Genomic DNA, 20777 nt, shown 5'->3' on the forward strand with positions numbered 1-20777 from the left:
AATCAACCGACTCGAGTTTGTTCCTTTTTAAAATAAGTATACGTCGATGACCTCCCCGGCCGCCACGCCTTCGGCGTGAATCGGTATGACAAAGAAACCATCCGCTTTGACGAGGGTCGACATCATGCCGCTTTTTCCGAAGACGGGGCGCGCGACCAGGCCGTCCCGCTCTCGTTCGAGTTTTACCCTGGTGTATTCTTCCCGTCCATGGGGCGAATGAACCGATGTGGCGAGGACGGCGCTTATGCGTTGGCCGGTGGGCTCTTTCTTGAGTTCTTCGCCTTCGAGATATTTCAGAAACGGCAGCAGAAAGACTTGCGCCACGATGACTGCCGATACCGGATGGCCGGGCAGCCCGAAGACGGGCTTGCCTTGCACCTCCGCCAGAAGCGTCGGTTTGCCCGGGCTTATGGCAATGCCGTGAGCATATATTTCCACCTCGGGAAAGCTATTTACTACTTCGACGATATGGTCGCGCTCGCCCACCGAGCTGCCGCCGGAGACGACGACCACATCCGCCGCCTCAAGCGCATTCGCTAGCGCGGATTTCAAAAGGTACGGTTCATCCCGGACAATACCGCAAGCTATCGGCACCGCGCCGACGCTCTCGACGAGTGCGCGAAGCGCGTAGCTATTGATATCCCGTATCTGCCCCGGTGAAGGCGTCTCCGTTACCGGGATGATTTCGTCGCCGGTCGAGATTATGGCGACCCTTGGTTTTTTAAAGACGGTGATTTCGGTAATGCCTAGACCGGCCGGCATGCCGACATCCTGGGGCCTAAGGCGCGTCCCCGCCGACAGTACGGTCTCACCTAAAGCGACATCGCCGGCGCGCTCCAGGATGTTGTCGGCCCTGGTCACAGGTCTTGTTACCTCGATTTCTCCATGACCTAAGGGGTTCGTATATTCCACCATGACGACCGCGTCGGCCCCCTCGGGCAAGAATCCTCCTGTGGGAATTTCCGCTGCCTGACCGGGGGCGACCGGCATATCGGGAAGCGACCCCATGGCGACGCTCCCGGCCACTTTCAGCAGGGCCGGCACCGCATCGGAGGCCCCGAAGGTGTCCTCCGCCCGGACGGCATATCCGTCCATCGTCGAGCGCGCGCGCGGCGGGAGTTCTTCCCGCGAGATTATATCCCGGCCAAGAACCCGTCCCAGCGCGTGCTCTAAATCTATTTGTTCCAACGTTAGCCTGGCAAACCCGGCCAAAGAATCGAAAATCTGTTGCGCGCTCGCGACTTTAAAAAATTCCGGCAAAGCTCATCTCCTAAGATACCGGGGACTCGGATTTAGCCGATCTTGTCCGACCTGGTCGGGTAAGAATGGACGGTCTCTTTAGAATGTATTAGAACAAAACCACGTAGGCTCGAACTCTCTGGGGCCGACGTAGCCGAGATAAGAACGGAGCCTGTTGCTATTATAGGACATCTCTATGTAATCGACGATACCCTGGTTTAGCCACCGCTCTCGTTGCGCAATCTTTAGACGTGAAGTGGATATAAAATAGCTTACATTATACTGTATATATAGTATAATGTAAGAAGGTGGTGGTTTGTATGCCGAAAAAGACATCTGAGCGCGTACAGTTATATTTAGAACCAGAGCAATACCAGTTTCTAGTAAGAGAAGCAAAAAAAGAAGGCAGCCTTGCGGCGGTTGTAAGAAAACTGATCGATGAGCGATTGAAAGGGAAGAGGCTTGAAGAAGACCCCATAAGGAGGCTTTCTGAATTAGCTGCCGAGGGTGGTCCGGAGGATCTCTCTGAGCAGCATGATCGATATATCTATGGTAAGGCGACGGAATGAAGTCTATTTTTCTCGATACTTCCGGTCTTGTCGCTTTGCTTAGCTCAAAAGATAAGAATCATGCCGCCGCTGAGCGTTTTTGGGATTGGCTGTTAACGCAGCCCATGGCTGTCTATCTGACCGATTATATTTTTGATGAGACATATACGGCGCTTCGAAGCTGTTTGGGGCATAAAGTGGCTAGCGGTTTCGGCGAGTTGGTGTTTGAGAGTAGCGCGTTAAACTTGATATTTATTGACGAGGGTTTGCTCAATGCGGCCTGGGAAGTTGCTCGTAAGTATTCGGATAAAACCTACAGTTTTACCGATTGTACCAGCTTTGTGGTAATGGAGAGGCTTGCGCTCGATGCGGTCTTTACTTTCGACCGTCATTTTGCTCAGTACGGCCTTACGGCAAAGCCTTAAGCTTAGGAGAAAACAATGGACCAAGCTACGGGGGCCGATCAACGAGAGCACAAAGAAATGCTTGAGGCATTCGAGCCGGTACTCTGTCAGCCTTGCATCGACTGGTGTCATTGCGAGGAGCCCCTTCGGGCGGCGTAGCAATCCCCGGAGATTGCTACCCTTACGGCTCACAATGACACTTTTAAGGGGAGTTTTCACACGGTATGACGTCCCCCCTGACCTGGCCCTAATCAATTGAAAAAGTCCAGCACATATTTGAGGCCCGTGAAGATTATTATACCGCTAAGCATCCACTTTATGGCTCTTGCCGGGACATGTTTTTGACACCGCGCGCCCAGGTACATCCCGGCCATGCCTCCCAGCCCAAAAAGGGAGCCGAGCAAAAAGTCGGGCGCCACCGACAGCTGGGGATATAACGGCGCCATCGCCTGGTAGAAAGCTACGCCTGCCACCGACGTGACGAAGGTGCCCATCAGCGCCGCGCCGGCTACCGTGTAGACCGGAAGACCAAAAAAAGAGATCAGGAAGGGCGCGATGATGGCGCCGCCGCCGATGCCGTATATACCGCCGACGATTCCGATGACGAAGCTGAGGGCTAGAATCCCCCAGAACGCAATGTCGAACGACTCCCCGTAAAATGTGTAGCCGAGGCGTCTTCGATTAAAATGGGTAACTTCAATTCTTTGACCCGGACCCGGAGCCGCGCCGTCGGTTCCCAATGTTGTGTGTCGATTATCGCGCGCGAGTTCCTGAAAGTGCTCGGCGCCGTTCATGCCCGAGTCGTCGGCGTTTTTTTGGAGCAGGTTGCGAGCCATCTTGAACCCTAGATAGAGCAAGACCCCCGCGGCAAAGAGCTTGAAGTTTTGGGGGTCGGTAAGGTAATTGACGCGCGCGTAAGCCCCGATGAGTACGCCCGGCAGTGACCCGGCGACCACAATCCAGGTCAGTTGCCACACCATGCGGCCCTCCCTTTGGTACCGGTAGACGCCGCTCGGGATGGCTACGATATTATACAACTGGTTGGTGGCGCTGACCGAGGGGTTGGTGTACCCGAGAAAGGACATTTGAAAAGGGAGCAGTAAAAAGGCCCCTGAGACACCTCCCATAGAGGTAAAAAACGAAATCACAAAGGCGACCAATGGCGGAATCCAAAGCGCGACTTCGATTCCAGCGGTTTGAAAATACATCGATGCTCTCCTGAGATGTCTCCGGCTGGCGTGATTTATCTCCCGATTATATCAATAGCCTGCATAATTATTAATAGCTTGGCAGCTATGGGGGAGCCTATTTTGGGTGATTGATAGCGGCGGTGCTTCTACTACATATACATCTACTTATATCACCGTCGCCACCGAGCCGATGCCGCGCTCCTTGGTCACCTCGATGCGGGCGGGGAAGGCTTCCTTTAAATCGTCGAGATGGGTGATGACGATTATTTTCTTGAAATTCTCCTGGATCGCGGTTATCGCTTCGATAAGTCTCTCCTTGCCCTCCTCGTCCTGGGTTCCGAAGCCCTCGTCGATGACGAGCGTCTCCAGACGAGCGCCCGCGCGGCGCGCTAAGAATTCGGAGAGGGCGATGCGCACGGCGAAGTTTATCCTGAACGCCTCGCCGCCTGAGAAGAGTTCGTACTTGCGCTCGCCGAGTTCGCCGTCGGTGATGATGAGGTCGAGCGTCTCGACCACCCCGCCGGTCTTCTTATCCTTCTGCGTGACGAAACGCAAGCTCATTCGCCCGCCGGTCAAGCGATGGAGGAGCGAATTGGCCTCGTCCTCTATTTCGGGGATGGTGTTTTCGATGATGAGCGCCTGGATGCCTTTCTTACTGAAGATAAAGGCGAGCGTGTCGTAGATGCCGGTCTCGCGAGCCGCTTCCTTTCGCTCAACGGTAAGGTCGCTCTTTTGTCGCGCGAGTTTTGCGCAATTATCTATCTTAACCTGGGCGGTGGTTTTATTGGCCGTAGCGGTGGTTTCGACCGCTTTTTTCTCCGCGAGCGCCGCTTCGGTTATCAGGATTCTCGTCGAGATATCCGCCAGCTCCGCCAGCTCCGCCGCGAGCGCCGACGCGTTCTTCTCATCCTCACCGATGGCGCGGAGTTCGATATCCTTCCGCGCCGTCAGCGTTTTGATGGTCGCGCCGGTCGATTCTAAAGTCTGCTTGGCGTTCTCCAGGTTTGCTTTGAGCGTCTCGTTTTCGAGCAGGTCTTTCAAATTTTTCTTGACGCTTTGATGGAACTCGGGCGTGTAGGCGAGTTTGTCGATAGCGTCCAAGGCGCGTTGAAGTCGGTCGTGCTCGTCGCCGGCGAAGGCGTCTTGCGCGAGTTTGGGTTGGATATCGGCGAGTTGTTTACCGATGCCCGCTAGACTCTCGGCGGCGCCCTCAAATGCGCTAATCTCACCCTCAAGCTTACCCTTACTTGCTTGGAACTCATTCTCGCCTTTAACGTTGTCGCTGAGGCGCCTACCCTCGGCCTCGACTTCACGCATTTCACGCTCAGCACGCTCCTTACCTGCGCGGTCACGCTCGATATTAGCTTTAAGTTCGGCGATTTCTTTAGCCGCGCCGGCCTCGAGTGAGCGTCTATCCTTGTCGTCGAGCGGTTTCTTGCAGAGGGGACAGGAGTCGTCATCGGTCATGAGCGCGCGGCGGTTTTCGGCCTCGTCCAGCTTGGCCTTGTTCGCGGTTATGGCGGCGGCAAGCTTGGCCGTGGTCTCACGAAGTTCGCCGTATTTCTCTCGAAGCTCATCTATTTTCTTCTTGAGCGGCTCCATCTCGGCGAGCGAGCGCGTGACCTGAGCGAGCGCCGCCTCGACCGCGGGTTTCTTCGCCAGCTCTCTTTCGAGTTCGGTCTTGCGCCTATCGAGGTGCGCGATTTCCGACTCGAGGGCGCTTCTCTCCTTAGCGATTTTGAGGCGCGCCTCGTTGACGCTCTTCTCAAGTGCGGCGTGCTCCCGCGCGACGCCCGTTAGTTCTTCATCCTTCTGACGGAGTTCGATAAGTTTGGCGTAGCCCGCATCGATAGCGGCTTCCTTATCCACAATCGCCCTTGCGCGCGAGGCGCTCGCCGAGAGCGACGCCAGCTCTTTATCGAGTTCCGCGATATTATCTTTGGCCGACTGTGTTCGCTCGGATATCTCAACGAGCCGGGCATTCTTTAGGTCGAAGAGTGTCTTTTTCTCGCGGAAGACGGCGAGCGCGCCCTCGACCTCCTCGATAGCGGCTTGCGCTTTGCCGAGTTCCTCAGTCGCCGCGCGCAGCGCAACCTTATAGCCAGGGAGGAACTCCAGCTCCTGCTGTATCGATGCGATTTTCGTGTCGATGATTCTCAGGCGCTCGTTTTGCTCGCGCCGCTTCTCTTTGGCGAGCGCCTCGAGTTCGTCGTAGAGGGAGAGCCCGAGTATCTCGGAGAGTATCTCTTTGCGCTCGTTCGCGCTCTTGGCCATGAAAATATCGGCCTTGCCCTGCATGATAAAGGCCGAGTTTATAAAGGTCTCGTAATCCATCCGCAGGGTCTTGTCGATAGCGGCTTGGGTCACCGCAATCGTCTCGCCGGTAAGCGCCCGGGGGACGCCGTCGCCCTGGATTTGAAATTCGAGTTTGGAGACGCCGGTTTTTCCTTTACGGCTGCGCGAACGGATGACGCGATAGCGCTGTCCCTCGAGTTCGAACGAGAATTCGACCTGCATGTGCGCTTCTTTGTGGTGGATGAGGTCGTCGGTGCCCGTGCCGCGCTTATCCACCCCGCGAGCCTGCCCCCAGAGCGCCCAGGTGACGGCATCGAGCAGCGAACTCTTGCCGTGGCCGTTTGGCCCGCTGAGCACGGCCGTATGGATGGACGTGAAGCTCAACGGCTCGGCCATCTCTTTGTAGCTCATGAAGTTGGTCAGTCTAAGTTCGACAGGTATCAGTTTACTTGCCCCCGGTGGTAGAGTTCTTCGACTAATCTCCCGCCATATTCCATCAGCTCGTCGCTTCGCTCGCGCAAATCCTCGCGCGTCCTGATAAACTCCACGAGGGCGTCGACCGGAGTTTGCGCCTCCGTTAGGTGCGGGTTTCGAGTTCTTACGTCTTCGCCTACGGCCTCGATATTTATATAGGCGATGAAGTAAGCACCGGAAAGCGCCCCCAGTATCTCGTCTTTTCTTACTTGCTCTCTTAGGTGGGCGGGGACTTTGACCCGCACCCGAACGACCGCCTCGGACAACTCCCGCGCCTCGCAGGCCGCGCGGACCTCCGCTGTGGGGTCTTCGCTCGCGCAGTCGACGTCGATGGTGACGAAGCGGCGCGCCGGCGTCGTGATGAATTCGTAGGTCGTCGCGCCGCGCGCCAAATCGACCAGGCAAAAGCCCTTCTCCTCTTTTTCCTCGCCGAAGTCGACGCGGTCGATGCTCCCCGAGTAGACGAGGTGCGGGTAGGCGCCGCGGCTCAAATCCTGGAACTTGTGGATATGTCCGAGCGCGATGTAGTCGAACTCGGCACGCTGCACGGCGCTGGGTGTAATCGTTAGCTCGTTTCCCGCGAGGATACTGCGGTTCTCGTTGCCGACCGCGGCGGTCGAGAGGCTGGCGTGCGCGGTGAGTATCGCCGGGATGGCGGGGTCGACCCGGGCCGCCAGGTCCTCGATGAACGTCTCGACGGTCTGCGTTAAGAGGTCGTTTAAATCGGTAAGCGTCCTGTTCTTATACTCGACGTCTTGCTCCTTTAGGTTCGCGACAAGCTTGCTGCGCGAGAAGTGCGGCAACGCGGCGACCTGAACCGGACCTTGCTTGGTCTCGATGGTCATGAGTTCGGGCGTGCGCGCGACATAGACGCCGTCGATTTCGAGCGCGTCGTATATGGCGAGCGCGTGCGCCTGTTTGTCCAGGTTGGGAAGGTCGTGGTTGCCGACGAGGAGAAGCACCTTTATCTCGGCGCGGGTCAGCTTGCGCACGGCGCGCGCGAACTCGCGCTGGAGCGTCGGGTTGGGTTTCTGGTTGCGGAAGGCGTCCCCGGCAAAGACGACCAGGGCGACATCCCGCTCGATGGCGGTTTCGACCAGGAAGTCGAGCGAGCGCAAAAAATCGATTACCCGCTGGTTGAGGCCGCTTTTCGCATCGGCGCGGCCGTAGTTTTCCATCCCCAGGTGGAGGTCGGCGAAGTGGAGTACCCTAATCGCCTTGCGAGCGGCGCAATCGTTTACAAGTGCAAGATTATTGCTCATATATTCTCGGTTTTAGTTCATAGTTCATGGTTATGGTTTGCTATCACTATTGACTGTCCTTAATCAAAGACGATTTCGTCATCGCCGAAGACACTCGCTTTCAGGGAATCTATCGATTTGCGCCGCTCGATTTCGTCAACGATGACGCCGGCTCCGACACGAAGTTCGTTACAGAAGAGACCGTACTCCTTCGCGTCGATGACGACGGGCATCGGCGGCGCGAAGCCGGTCAGCAAGAACTGGCGCGGCTCCAGGTTGTTTATCAAAACCTTGAGCGTCCCCTGGCCGGGCAAGCCGGTCAAGACTGCGTTGATGTCGCGCTCGTCACCGAGTTCGCCGATTATCCGCGTGCCGACCTGTGAGAGTATCTCGTCGTCGATGCCGCTCGGGCGCTGGTCTATCAATAGGAGCACCATGTTGTACTTGCGCATCTCGCGCGCGATGGTGCCGAAAATCGTCTGCCGCGCCACCGCCGGGTCGAGGAATTTGTGCGCCTCCTCGATGGTGACGACGAGCGGTTTGGGCCCTTCGATGCCCTCGGCGCGGGCGCTGTCGGTCTTGTCCACGTAGAGCCTGTGGAGCCGCCTGGTCAAGATGTTCGCGACCAGGATGTAGGAGAGCATCGAGTTGTAGCGCCCGAACTGGAAGACTATATGGCGCCCCGCCCTTATCTCGTTCATAATGCGCGCGACGGTGTCGTCGGCGACCTCTTTTCTAATAAAGGGGAGGCGTTTCAAGCGGCTCAAGCAGCGGTGGAGCTTGCCGAGCGCCTGGTCGTTTACTTTTAGCTCCTCGACGACGAGGGAGAGTTCGCCCGCGTCCATCGCGAGGAACTTCGCCAGCCATTTGCTCTCGCCCCACGCGTCGTGGAGGCGGTACATCGTCTCGATACCGGCCTGGGTCAGGCCAAGTTCACCCGCGGCCAGCTCGAGGTCGGCTATTTCGATGATGCCGTAGGGTATCTGCACGTCGTAGTCGGGGCGGATTTTTCTGTAGAGCGGTGAGTCGGCGTCGACGGTAAAAATCGCGACCTTGCTCCCGAGGATCTGGCGGAGGCTCGGGTCGTCGGCGCCCGAGCCCTCGCTCGTGGCGCTCCAGCCGTATTCGCCGTGCATGTCGAAGATGAGGTTTATCGCCATATCGCTCTTGACCAGGTGCCCGAGTATCATCCGCGCCAGCACGCTCTTACCCGAGCCGCTCTTGCCGAAGACGGCGTTGCTCCGTTTGCAGAAGCGCTCTAAATTCAAGCAGACCGGCACCTCCATGAAGATGGGGGAGCCGATTTCCGGGTTGGTTAGCCCCGGTTCCCCGAAGATGAGCGAGATATCGTCGGCGGTCGCCTCGCAGACCGGCGAGAAGTGCGGCGGCACCGTTGTCGAGGGGCGCGGCCGGTCGCCGGCTTCGGGCTCCTGCGACGTGATGAGCATCGGTTGGAGTGAGAGCTTATAGAATGTATTGACGCCGGCGTGGACCATCTTCGAGAAGTCGTCGCGCGGCGGATTTAACAGGATATCTTCGTTTGTCGCCTCCAGGGAGACGTCTTTGAGCAGGCAGAAGAACTTGTTGAGCGCGCCGTCGACGACGATGAGGCGCCCCACGGAGACGCCCTCCACATTGATGTCCTCGTCGAGCTTGGCTTCGAGGCCGCCGAGGAGTGAGCCGGCGATGATGCTGCCGATGTGCTTGGTCTTACCTGCCATCGCTTATCCTCCTGATGATGCTCCGCGCTTTTTCGTACTCGTCCTTTAAGAGCTGGGCTATCTCCTGGCCGGCGCGGGTCAAAAACGCGCTGTCGTTTCCGCGCTCGGCGTAGGCGAGGCGAATCGAGGCGGCGGCCAGCTCCTCGACGGGGAGCCCCGGCAGCGCGTTGACGCTTCGGATGAACTCCAAATCCTCGGTGAGGTCGATGACCTCGCGGCTGTTGCACGGGTAGACGAAGCTGTGGATGCGCGGCGGGAAGGGCGGCAGGTACGCGCGGATGTAGCCGGCGTCGTCAAAGCCGATGACCGCCGCTTCGAACTCCACCTTCAAAAACTCCGCAATCTGCGGCTGGCGCCTCAAAAGCTCGTCGCGCTCGATGCCGAAGGCCATGGCCCGCCGGTTCGGGTCGATGCTCGTCTCGTAGACGTTGAAGACCAGCCCGTAGATGGTCATCCCTTGGCTACGGGTTTTTATGAAGCTGCCGAAGTGCGGCAGTACCGACAGGTCGTCGTTTTGCGCGAGAATGCGCGTCGTCGACACCTGGATTATCTCTCCGATTCGTCCGCTCATCTAAATGAAGCCTCCCCGCTTACGAAGGACTTTGCGCGATTCAATAACCGGCGCGCCCGCTTTTATCATCGCCCTCGATACCAGCTGGTCGAAGATATGCTTATCCGCCGCTTTTACCACCGCCTGCTCGTGGGCCTCGGCGATGGCGACGGGGTAACCCGCGCCTTTTTCCGCCTGGTCGAGGCAGACGGCGTGGAGCAGCTCGACCATCGTTTTGTCGCGTCCGACCCAAAGCGGCAGCTCAACGCGCGCGATTTCGGCGCCCGCGTTGAGGTAGAAGAAGAGGACGGTCTCGCCGCCGTAAGCTTTGAGAATCTGCGACCCGCTCTCGAAGAGAGCCGAGCGCTCGCCCGGCTTCAAGAGCCGTTTAAACAAGGTAGCGTCCGTGACTCCGTTTATCTTAGCACACGGCGGCGGCCCTTCGAAACCGGCCCCCGCGTGCGGGCATTTGTCGCAGTCTACCGGCTCCGCCGCGCAGAGGCTCACCCGAATCGCGTTTACCACATCGGAACTACCCGGCGAGCTTATATAGCCGGCGAGCGGGATGCCGTGTTCTTTCGCATCACCGACGAGCCCCATGAACGAGGCGAACGACTCTTTCTTAAGGTCGCCCTCTTTGAGCCGGTTGAGACGGTCTGGATTGGTCTCCAGGTTCCAGAGGATGAGCGTGCCGTCGACGAGCGCGACCGCCGGCTTTTCGGCGCACCCCGCTATCATCTCGGACAGCGACTCGACCTCCATCTTCTGGCGTAGCGCCCCCAGGACACCGCCGGAGACCTCGCGTTCCTCACCGCCGAACGTGCGCATGACATCGCGTTCGTCGAAGAAGAGGGTGGGGTCGCTACCGAAGGCGTAGCCGTGAAAATCGCCGTAGCCGATTGAGACGCGCCCGATGTTTATCAAGAGTGAGTGGTGCGGCGCGTGACGGTCGGGGCATATTTGCGAGCCGTCGGTCGAAAGGACGGTGTATGATTCCGGCGCGGCGACCGGGCTAAAAACCGAAAACGGGCGCTCGCTCGTGGGCATGGCTACCAGCCACGAAGTCGTCGCGTTGTCGATTTTGCGCGCGAACGATTCGATATCTTGTGAGATGCGCGATATCTGCTCGTCGGCCGCGCCGAGCGCCGCCGCGATACCGCGCGCCCGCTCCGTCTGGTAGGAGCCGAGCGCCGCAATCTGACCGTACACTTTGTTGAGGTCAAGCACGCGCGACCATCCTTTATTTATCCAGAGAGGTAAAACCCGCCGCGAACGATTTATCAGACGGCACATAGGGCCTTACCCAAACAGCCGTTCGTATTATCGTAGCAGAAGGACAGGGAGAACGGTAGGGGAGATCTCGCTTAAGTTCGCGCGGCCGTCGTCGGGCGAAGTTAGGACGCACTGGAAACAACGTCCCCTAATTGAGCTGCTTGTGGCGCCCGGCCAGCTCCGCCAGCGTCTTCGCCCCCAAGACTCCATCGATAGCGCTTCGGACATCCCGCCAGACCTCGTGCGTCGCGCACGCTTTCGAGCGCGGGCAGAGCTTCGGCGCGTCGACACAATCGACCGGCGCGAGCGGGCCCTCCAATGCCAGTATTATTTCGAGCAGAGTTATCTTCGACGCATCTTTTGCCAGCATATAGCCACCGTTAATTCCGCGGATACTCCGGACAAAGCCCCCGTTTTTGAGTGCCGGGATAATCTGTTCCAAATATTTTACCGAAACTCCCTGGCGCCGCGCTAAGTCTTTTAAGCGGACCGGGCCGTTCTCGGCGTTGAGTGCCAAATCGAGCATCGCCCTGGCGCCGTAGCGGCTTCGTGTGGAAAGTTTCATACGCGCTCCCTTCACGAAAGGTCGATAGTCCAAAAAATTAGGGTTTTTCAACCGTGATTTCTTGACGAGACTTTCGTTGATTGATACATGTGTTACAATAAATCCTACTTGATATACGGGATTTCTTACTTAAGTCTAAGCCCTGTTGGCTTGTAAAGTCAACCAAGATCGAGTCATCTTAAGCTTATTTGACATAAAGGTCCCTAGCCGAAAATTTTCGAACAATTTCGAATTGTCGTGCAGGATTTGTAGATCGTTCGGCGAACTTTCTTTATTTAGTCCTAGTTGAATAGGTAGTTTATTTGCGATAAGAACAGAAGTAAAAATGTCAGCCATGGGGAAATCAACCAACATTCTAATGCTCGGGTGGGAGTTGCCGCCTCATCATTCGGGTGGTCTTGGACGTGCCTGTGAAGGAATGACCAAAGGCCTCTCGAAGCGTGATGTCGCGGTCTCTTTCGTGCTGCCAAAAGTATTCAAAAGCGCGACCTATTCCTGGATGGACGTTCACGACGCTTCCGGCTACCTCGCCGGCGGGTTCAACGGCGGCGCAAAAGAAGAGCAAGAGTGCCTCGAGTTCGTCATTCGCCACCAGTGCGCGCTGATGCGCGGCTATTTCGCGCCTGTGCACAGCGGCGAAGTCCTCTGCAAACTCTGCTTTAAGGGCGGCAAAATCGCCGAGTTCTCCCATGTCGACCTCTACGCGAAAGGCGTGATGGAAATCGCGCGCCGCCGGAGTTTTCACGCTGTCCACGGCCACGACTGGATGACTTATCCCGCCGCTATCCTCGCCAGGAAAGTCGCGGCGAAAGCCGGCCGGAAGACCCCGTTTATCGCGCATGTTCACGCGACCGAAATCGACCGCCATGACGGCTCGCATATCTACCGCATCGAGAAAGAAGGGATGGAAGCGGCCGACCGCATCGTGACGGTCAGCAACTATACAAAATCCATTGTCGCGAAATACTACGGGATAGACCCCGATAAGATAAGCGTCGTCCACAACGGCATCGAGCCGCGCACCATCGAGAAGTACCCGCGCCACCCCCTCAAGCGGCGCCATAAGGTCGTTCTCTTTATCGGCAGGGTCACTTATCAGAAAGGGCCCGATTACTATGTGCGCCTGGCGAAAAAAGTCACCGACCAATATGATAATGTGAAGTTTCTCATGGTCGGCTCCGGTGACATGCAGGCTTCGATGATAGAGCTGGCCGCGCGCGAGAACCTCACCGGAAAACTCCTCTTCAGCTCGTGGATAGGGGACGACATGATGGACGCCGCTTATCAGATGGCCGATGTCTTCGTCATGCCTTCGGTCTCCGAACCTTTCGGAATCGTGCCTCTCGAAGCTATCCAGAACGGTACCCCGGTCGTCGTATCGAGGAACTCCGGTTTCGTCGAGGTTGTCAGACACTGCATAGCGGTCGATTTCTGGGACATCGACAAGATGGCCGAGGCGATAGCGGTACTCTTAAAACATGAGGGCCACGCGCGCAACATGGTACTAAAAGCACAAGACGAAATCGAAAAACTGACCTGGGATGTCGCGGCCGAGAAGCTCTGTACGGTCTATGGGGATGCGATTAAGGAGGTCGGTTATGCCTAGTGTGTGCTGTTATTTCCATGTCCACCAGCCGCTTCGCGTAAAGAAATATAATCTCTTCGACATCGGCGGCGAAGCGGACTATTTCGACGACAAGAAGAACTGCGAGATATTGCGGAAAGTCGCGAACAAATGCTACTACCCGGCGAACAACCTCATGCTCGAGTTAATCGAGCGCTCGGAGGGCCGATTTAAAATAAGCTACTCCATCTCCGGTGTCTTCTTAGACCAGGCGATGGAGTACGAGCCCAAAATAATAGAGAGCTTCCAGCGCCTCGCTCAGACCGGCCGCGTCGAGTTTTTGAGCGAGACCTACTACCATTCGCTCGCCTCGCTCTGCTCCGAGGAGGAGTTCTTCGAGCAGGTGCTCGACCATATGCTTCTCATAGTGAGGCTCTTCGGGCAGGTGCCGCAGGTCTTTCGCAATACCGAGCTGGTCTACTTCGATTACTTGACGCACCTTATCCGCAAATTCCATTTCAAGGCGGTTCTGGCGGAAGGGTGGGATGCCGTTCTGGGTTGGCGCAGCCCGAATTTCGTCTACGAGACCCAGGGTTTTCCGGTCAAGCTGCTGCTCAAGAATTATCGCCTCTCCGATGACATCGCGTTCAGGTTTTCAAATAAAGACTGGAAGGGATGGCCCCTGACCGCCGAAAAATTCGCGAACTGGGTACACAGCATCAACGGGAGCGGGCAGGCCATAAACCTCTTTATGGATTATGAGACCTTCGGGGAGCATCAGTGGGAGGATACGGGGATATTCAACTTTATGCGACACCTTCCGGAGGCTATTCTAAAACACCCCGATACGGATTTTGTGACCGTCTCCGAGGAGGCCGACCGGTACGAGCCGGTCGGCACGCTCTCGATGCCGCACCCGGTTTCCTGGGCCGATACCGAGCGCGATATCTCGGCATGGCTCGGAAACGACATGCAAAAAGGCGCGCTCCGCGCGCTCTACGACCTGGAGGAGAAGATAAAAGAGACCAAAGACCTCGACCTCCTGAAAACCTGGCGCCAATTGCAGACCTCCGACCATTTCTATTACATGTGCACCAAATGGTTTAGCGACGGCGATGTCCATAAATACTTCAACGCCTACGAGCGGCCGCACGACGCCTACATCTACTTTACCAATGTTCTTGTCGATTTCGTGAGCAGGGTCGATGATAGGATGGCCGAGATATGCGCCCTACAGGCGTCCGAGATGCCTAAAATCGATTTCCAAGCCCAAATCGACAACCTTAAGCTTCCAATGCCCGGCATCGAGATGCCGATTCCCGCTATAGATTTACCTTTAGTCGGGCCAAAGTTGCCCGATATAAACGGTAAAACGCAGTAATAATCGGTATATTTGGAGGCTTATATATGAGCGAGTCAACGCATTTATTCGAAGTTTCATGGGAAGTAGCTAATAAGGTCGGCGGCATCTACACCGTCATCGAGTCCAAGTCCGGTCTGGTCAAAGAGGCGTATGGCGATAGGTATTTTCTCGTCGGCCCCTATCTTCCGGGCAAATCGGAGAGCCAGTTCATCGAAAAACCGATGCCGGCGTTTCTGGCGAAGGCGCGGAAAGATCTCGCGCCCGAGGGAGTCGTATTCCACTACGGAACCTGGCTGCTCGATTCGGAACCACAGGTATTGTTGGTCGAGTTTAAGAACGAGTTCGACAATATCGGCTATTTCAAAGGCAAGCTTTGGGAGTGGTACGGAGTCGACTCGATGTTCTCCGGCTACGACTACGACGAGCCGCTGGCGTTTTCCTGGGCGGTCGGTCGGGTCATCGAGTCCATCAAGCGAAACGGCCTCAAAAAAGAGGAAGTTATCGTCCACGCCCATGAGTGGCTGACCGGCGGCGTATTACTCTATTTGAAAAAATCCGACCTCGATTTCTCGACGATATTCACCACGCACGCGACGTTTCTGGGGCGCTGCTTAGCGTCGTCCGGCATCAACTTCTATGCCGAACTCGGTACCTTCGACGCCGACGAAAAGGCGCGAGAGATAGGGATTACCAGCAAGCACAGCCTGGAAAAGGCGACCGCGCTCCATGCGGACGTGCTTACGACGGTCTCCGGCATAACGGGCCGCGAGGCCGAGGCGTTCTACGGACGCAAGCCCGACGTGTTGTTGCCGAACGGCTTGGATATGGCGGCGTTTCCAGGTGTGCAGGAAATAACGTTCATCCACCGCGAATACCGCAAATACCTCCGCAAGTTCGTGCAATACCATTTCTTCCCGCACCATACTTTCGACCTTGAGAACACGCTCTACTACTTCATCCTTGGCAGGTACGAGACCCGTTGCAAGGGCATCGACCTTTTCATCGACTCCCTGGCCGAGCTAGATCAAAAGCTCAAAGCGAAGCAGAGCGACAAGACGATAGTCGCGTTTTTCTACATACCGACCGGCACATCCGGCGTCAAGAGCGAAATCATCGAGAACAAGTCGGTCTATCAGCATCTGTGCCAGGTCGTCAACCATAACATGGAACGCATTTCCGACCGCGTAACGCGCGCCTACGCCGGCGAGCACTCGTTCAGCTGCGAATGGGTACTCGGCGAAGACTTTCTCGACAAGACCGTTGGCATACAGCGCCGGTTCAGGAGGCCGGGCAACCCGCCGCTCGTCACCCACAACGTCCATAATGAGGAGTACGACGAAATACTCAGCATGTTCAGGCAGAAGGGGCTTCTAAACAACGAGGATGACCGGGTTAAAGTCGTCTTTTACCCGACATACCTCTCCGGCGGCGACGGCCTCCTAAACCTGCAATTCTATAACGTCATGGCCGGTTCGCACTTCGGCGTCTTTCCATCGTTCTACGAGCCGTGGGGATACACGCCGCTCGAGGCGGGCGCTCTCGGTGTCGCCTCGGTCACAACCGACCTCTCCGGCTACGGCCTGGCGCTTAAGGAGCTTGGCCTTAAGAAGAAGCTTCCCGGCACCTACGTCATAGACCGGAGCACCTTCGATTACGATAGCGAAAAGAAAGAACTATTGTCTATTCTTTATGAGTACACTACACTCGATAGCGACGAGCGGATGGAGCTGCGTCTAAACGCGAACGCTCAGGCGAAGAACTACGACTGGAAGCTGCTCGTCAGGCATTACTTCGAGGCGCATGAGATGGCGCTGAAGAAAAGCAAGGTGTGTGGAGCGGCATGAGAAAAGATTATTTTAGGGACTTATGGACATTCATAGCCCCCGGACGCGCGCTCCGGCCCTTCGATCCGGATTCGGTGTGCGCAAGCGATAGCACGGGCTGTTTCTTCTGCCCGGGGAACGAACATACGACCCCGCCGGAGATCGACCGCGTCGCAAAGAACGGCTCGTGGCAGGTGAGGGTCTTCCCGAACAAGTTTCCCATAACCGGCGGCGAGGATATCAGCGAGAACGGCTGGAAGACGGCCTCTTCACAGGGACACCATGAGGTCATCGTAGAGACGCCCGACCACCACCAACGGCTCTCGCAGGTGACCCAGGGTGAGATGGTGTTGACCCTCAACGCTTATCGCGACCGCATCAAGGCGCTCGAGACGGACGCCGACGTCGGTTACGTCTCGGTCTTCAAAAACCAGGGACGCGAGGCCGGCGCATCGCTCGACCACTCGCACACGCAGGTGCTTGCGGTATCGCAGGTGCCCGCGCGTATTCGCGAGAAAGCGGACCACAGCCACAAGGGCAACTGTGTCTATTGCAAAATAGCCGGGTCCGAGGCACACTCACCGCGCCTGGTCTTCGAGAACGCGCATTTTACGGCGTTCTGCCCGTTCGCTCCGCAATTCACGCATGAGCTGTGGGTTGTCGCAAAAGACCATCCGCGCACCCTCGACGAACTATCCGAAGAAGCGATGGCCGATTTGGCGTCGATAATGCTGAAATCGCTCAACGCGGTCGAGAAGGTCAGCCCGAATTACAATATGATGGTCTATTACGGGCCACGCGGGACCGACTTTCATTTCCACATCGAGATAGTCCCGAGGATACCGCACCAGGTCAAGGCCGGCTTCGAGATCGGCACCGATTACGCGGTAATCACGACGCCGCCGGAAGAGACCGCCGCTTTCCTCAAAGGGTAGTTGTGCATGGTCGCGAAATGCGGCGGTACTTCTGATAACGTAGCTCAGCCCTTAAGGGCTGACCGTCAGGGCTAAAGCCCTGAGCTACGAGAGCCGGAAACGATACGAGAATAACGGGCGCGGGGCTTTAAGAAGCGCTGCGCCGCTTTTATTTAAAGGATACGACGTGGACGTTGCGCATTTTTGCGGAGATAACGCGGTTGTGAAACGGGTCGAAGAGCCGGTCGCTTTTATTCTGGTAAACGACCGGAAAGATTTTGCGACATTCTATGAGACGCCGCGGACGCGCTACGAAGGATTCTTTATAGCACACGGAGATACTTTCATAAAAACCCTATCGCGCATCGTAAAGCGCGGAGTCGCCGACCGTCTCGAATTCTACCACGACGAGAATGCGGCGGCGCGCCGTTATGGCGCTAAAGCCGAACTCTACTCGGTCGTTCCCGACGAGCCCGTCCTCGTCTACGAAGCATCCGGCAAAGATACCCTCCTGGTCCGCCTCGACATGCGCGACCAGTTCCATATCCCGCAATGGGGCAGGGACTATGTCATCGGTGAGCGGGGCGACGTCGTCGTCGTCCGCTACAGCGATGACCGTGTTACCGAGCCGGTGTATCTCGCAATTCTTCACGACGGCGTCTTCCGTTCGCTCGGCTCATGGGTTCCTCTCGAATACGGCCGTGACAGGCAGCGAAACTCCGAGCCCGCGCTCCTTTACGAGTATGAACTCGGAGAATTCAGCGCGAAGCGCCTCGTCTTTGCGTTCGCCGCAAACGAGGCGCAAGCGGTTGCGCGGGCCGAAAAATATTCGGGCTTCACACGTTTTGACCTTCTGAAGCGGGAGCGGGCAAAGATCGAGCGGGCGGGCAAGGATGTCGGCCACGCCGAGAAAGAGATCGCGCGTTGCGGGGCGCAGGACGCGCTCGACGCGCTCTTTATAGAGAACCGGATGCTCGCCGGCATGCCCTGGTTTACCAAGGCGTGGGTGAGAGATGAACTTATATCGCTACCCGCCCTTTCGAAGGAGCGAGCGAGCGCGGTTATCGCGAAGTATATCCGCGGCGACTGGGGCGGCGGGCGCCTGCCGGTCATTTTCGGCGGTCACAACTGCTGCTCGGACGGGTTGGGCCTCTTGTCCTGGGCCATTCTCTTCGGCGGGATTAAGCTCGATGATGAGGATAAACAAGCCCTTGCCTTTAAACTGATGCGCGCAATCGACGAACTCGAAGAGACCGAGAACGAGTATGGTTTTATCCCGTCACATGAGCGGGAGAGCTGGATGGACAGCCTTGGGCGGACCGGTTATCCGGTCGAGACACAGGCGCTCTACAGTAAAATCCTCCAACTCGGAGAGCTTCTCACCGAAAGCGACTATTACGAGAAGAAACGCGCGACGCTTCTTAAGAATGTCCATACCCACTACTTTATCGACGGGTATTTGCACGACCGGCTTTACGATGAGACGATGAGGCCCAATGTCTTCTTGGCGGCGCTCTTCGCCCCGGAGCTTTTAACTAAAGCGGAGTGGGAGTCGTGTTTCGATAGGGTGCTGCCGGCGCTCTGGCTCGAGTGGGGCGGCCTCGCCTCGGTCGAGCCAGAGCACGAGTGCTTCCGCGACGTGTCGGCGGGCGAGCACGATACCAGCTACCATAACGGTGACAGCTGGTTTTTTGTCAACAACATCGCGGCGCTGGTGTTGCACAACATCAACGCCGCCAAGTACGCCGAATATATCGATGCCATCCTCGATGCGTCGACCACCGAGATTCTCTGGCATAATTATGCCGGCTACCCCGGCGAGATAAGCTCGGCGCGCGCGCTCGAGTCGTGGGGATGCGGCCTGCAGGGGTTTTCCGCGGCCGCCTACGTCTATCTCGCCAACCGGGAGCCGATACGGCGCCGCTCACTCGGCTCACTCTTCGCCCAGCCCTCGAAGTGGCGGAAGGGCCGGCTCCAAAAGGGGCTAGCCGCCCCGTTTCATGTGTTCTAAGGATGCATGCCGGGAACCTTGACAGCGAAAGAATCATGCGGTCCGTGCGCGGGTATGGTTTTACCACATACTTCAACCCTGTTTCTGCCCAGGCTCTTCGCCCTATAAAGCGCCACGTCGGCGCTGTTCACAAGACCATCTCTAAATGACGAGTCATCAGGGTATGTCGCCACGCCAATCGAAACCGTAAGCTTTCCGTTAGGTTGACTCTCCCCGCCGGCGAAACTAAAGGCTTCTATGCCGCGCCTTATGCGCTCGGCCAAATAGGCGGCGCCTTCTTTATCCGTCGTCGAAAGAAGGACGCACATCTCTTCGCCGCCGTAGCGGTAGGCGATATCGGCGTCCCTGACCGATTTGCGAATCAATTCGGAGACCAGTCGCAAAGCTTCGTCTCCGGCTTGGTGCCCGTTTTGGTCGTTGTAGTCTTTAAAGAAGTCGATATCTATCATGGCGAAGGAGAGTTTATTGTTGTAGCGTTTTGCTCGGCTGAACTCATAATCGAGGTCTTGGTGGAGCTTTCGCAGGTTCCACAAGCCCGTTAGCGGGTCGGTTAGGCTTAGCTGACCGGTGGTGGCGTGTACTCTATCGACACTCTTTCCGACCCAAAACCAACCCAAGACAGAGAGAAGCAGAAACGGCACGAACACCAAGAATTGGTGGATGAACTCGGTTCCGGCTTGGCCTTTGATGTATTCGGTATCGACGCCCGCCCTGACATACCACGGCACCCTCGATGCCCGCTCAAAACCGAAAGCGCGCTCTACGCCGTCGGGTGAGCGAACTTTGTCTATTCCTTGTTTTAGTCCGAACATGTTTTTGAAGACGCGCTCCTTCGAGATATCTTTGCCGATAAATTTCTTAGGCTCGCGATCTCTAGCGACCACAATCCCGTTGTTGTCGATAACGCAGATCGTAATATAATCGGGGATTTCGGGGCCCATAAGCTTATCTTGGAGTTTGGTCAGGTCAAAAGCGGCGGCTACCAGACCGACCCGTTCTTCCGAGGGGTCGAATACCGGGTAGGTTATGTGGACGATAGGCATTTTCGTGACTCCGCAGAACCTGAAGTCGCCGACGGATATTCCCGAGGCCTCCATGCCGCGTTTAAAAAAGGGCAGCCCGCGCACGGAGTTGTCGTCATGTCCTAAGGGTTCGCCCCCGTTCATATCCCGGCGCTCCGCCATAACTCGCCTGATTCCGTTGGCGTCGACAAAGGAGAGAGAGTTATAATATGGATATTTAAGGAGGATTCTTTCGAGAAGTTCTTTTATCTTGGGGTAGTCCCGGTTGCGCGCACTCTCGTTGTTTGCGATTGGAATCAAGACCTCACCGGTCGAGGTTATATACTCATCTAAGCTTATGGCGATGTTTTTAGCGACCCTTAAACTTTCCTGCTGCGCTTCGTTCTCAAGGCGATTGCTTATCATAACAGCTTGATAAATCGAAAAGCAGAAGAACGGCAGGAGCATAACGATGAGGAGGATCGATAATCGTCCCCTTAGCGATAGTTGGCGGTTATTGTTTTTGTTGTTTAAAGTTATCATTGGTTGTCCTTCGAGAAACTTCGTATTAATGTCATCGGTAAGATACAGATATAGTATTA

At 56.6% G+C, this 20777-nt stretch carries 16 protein-coding genes; 7 read left to right on the forward strand and 9 right to left on the reverse strand.

The window, feature by feature from the left end:
• Positions 1-27: 27 nt before the first annotated feature.
• Positions 28-1260 carry a molybdopterin molybdotransferase MoeA gene (locus KGZ93_06260; protein MBS3909213.1) on the reverse strand — a complete coding sequence of 411 codons (1233 nt, stop codon included), beginning with the start codon at positions 1258-1260 and terminating at the stop codon, positions 28-30.
• Between the two features lie 299 nt (positions 1261-1559).
• Between KGZ93_06260 and KGZ93_06265 the strand changes: the two genes are divergently transcribed.
• Together KGZ93_06265 and KGZ93_06270 are read left to right on the forward strand one after the other, a co-directional pair.
• Complete coding sequence (locus KGZ93_06265) at positions 1560-1808, forward strand: hypothetical protein (GenBank protein MBS3909214.1); 249 nt, start codon at positions 1560-1562, stop codon at positions 1806-1808.
• The gene (locus tag KGZ93_06270) at positions 1805-2212 is read left to right on the forward strand and encodes a PIN domain-containing protein (GenBank protein ID MBS3909215.1); all 408 of its coding nucleotides are present in this window, start codon (positions 1805-1807) and stop codon (positions 2210-2212) included. The genes KGZ93_06265 and KGZ93_06270 overlap by 4 nt, the downstream gene beginning before the upstream one ends.
• A 230-nt stretch (positions 2213-2442) precedes the next feature.
• Here the strand turns inward: KGZ93_06270 and KGZ93_06275 are convergent, their stop codons facing one another.
• The 7 genes from KGZ93_06275 to KGZ93_06305 form a co-directional block, all read right to left on the reverse strand.
• Positions 2443-3399, reverse strand: a complete 957-nt coding sequence (locus KGZ93_06275) for a sulfite exporter TauE/SafE family protein (protein ID MBS3909216.1) — start codon at positions 3397-3399, stop codon at positions 2443-2445.
• Between the two features lie 147 nt (positions 3400-3546).
• The gene (locus KGZ93_06280) at positions 3547-6087 is read right to left on the reverse strand and encodes an SMC family ATPase (protein ID MBS3909217.1); all 2541 of its coding nucleotides are present in this window, start codon (positions 6085-6087) and stop codon (positions 3547-3549) included.
• Between the two features lie 29 nt (positions 6088-6116).
• Positions 6117-7412: an exonuclease SbcCD subunit D gene (locus tag KGZ93_06285; protein ID MBS3909218.1), complete on the reverse strand. Its 1296-nt coding sequence runs from the start codon at positions 7410-7412 to the stop codon at positions 6117-6119.
• A 59-nt stretch (positions 7413-7471) separates the two neighbouring features.
• Complete coding sequence (locus KGZ93_06290) at positions 7472-9112, reverse strand: ATP-binding protein (protein MBS3909219.1); 1641 nt, start codon at positions 9110-9112, stop codon at positions 7472-7474.
• Complete coding sequence (locus KGZ93_06295) at positions 9102-9683, reverse strand: hypothetical protein (protein ID MBS3909220.1); 582 nt, start codon at positions 9681-9683, stop codon at positions 9102-9104. The genes KGZ93_06290 and KGZ93_06295 overlap by 11 nt, the downstream gene beginning before the upstream one ends.
• A complete protein-coding gene (locus KGZ93_06300) occupies positions 9684-10889 on the reverse strand; it encodes a DNA double-strand break repair nuclease NurA (GenBank protein MBS3909221.1) in 1206 nt (401 codons plus the stop codon).
• Positions 10890-11082: 193 nt separating this feature from the next.
• Positions 11083-11499 carry an Rrf2 family transcriptional regulator gene (locus KGZ93_06305; GenBank protein MBS3909222.1) on the reverse strand — a complete coding sequence of 139 codons (417 nt, stop codon included), beginning with the start codon at positions 11497-11499 and terminating at the stop codon, positions 11083-11085.
• A gap of 325 nt (positions 11500-11824) precedes the next feature.
• Here KGZ93_06305 and KGZ93_06310 point away from each other — a divergent pair, with 325 nt between their 5' ends.
• From KGZ93_06310 to KGZ93_06330, 5 genes are all read left to right on the forward strand, one after another.
• Positions 11825-13105, forward strand: coding sequence for a glycosyltransferase family 4 protein (locus tag KGZ93_06310; protein MBS3909223.1), 1281 nt, complete (start codon positions 11825-11827; stop codon positions 13103-13105).
• On the forward strand, positions 13098-14444 hold the full coding sequence (locus tag KGZ93_06315) for a glycoside hydrolase family 57 protein (protein ID MBS3909224.1): 1347 nt from the start codon (positions 13098-13100) through the stop codon (positions 14442-14444). Before KGZ93_06310 ends, KGZ93_06315 begins: the two co-directional genes overlap by 8 nt.
• Positions 14445-14470: 26 nt before the next feature.
• Positions 14471-16270: a glycogen/starch synthase gene (locus KGZ93_06320; protein ID MBS3909225.1), complete on the forward strand. Its 1800-nt coding sequence runs from the start codon at positions 14471-14473 to the stop codon at positions 16268-16270.
• Positions 16267-17184: a DUF4921 family protein gene (locus KGZ93_06325; GenBank protein MBS3909226.1), complete on the forward strand. Its 918-nt coding sequence runs from the start codon at positions 16267-16269 to the stop codon at positions 17182-17184. The genes KGZ93_06320 and KGZ93_06325 overlap by 4 nt, the downstream gene beginning before the upstream one ends.
• A gap of 202 nt (positions 17185-17386) precedes the next feature.
• Positions 17387-19174 (forward strand): hypothetical protein, encoded by a 1788-nt coding sequence (locus KGZ93_06330; GenBank protein ID MBS3909227.1) that lies wholly within the window; start codon positions 17387-17389, stop codon positions 19172-19174.
• Here KGZ93_06330 and KGZ93_06335 read toward each other — a convergent pair.
• Positions 19171-20718, reverse strand: a complete 1548-nt coding sequence (locus KGZ93_06335; protein MBS3909228.1) for a GGDEF domain-containing protein — start codon at positions 20716-20718, stop codon at positions 19171-19173. The two genes, KGZ93_06330 and KGZ93_06335, sit on opposite strands and share 4 nt — an antisense overlap.
• Positions 20719-20777 lie beyond the last annotated feature (59 nt).

It is taken from the genome of Actinomycetota bacterium, assembly GCA_018333515.1.
Lineage (GTDB): Bacteria > Actinomycetota > Aquicultoria > Aquicultorales > Aquicultoraceae > Aquicultor.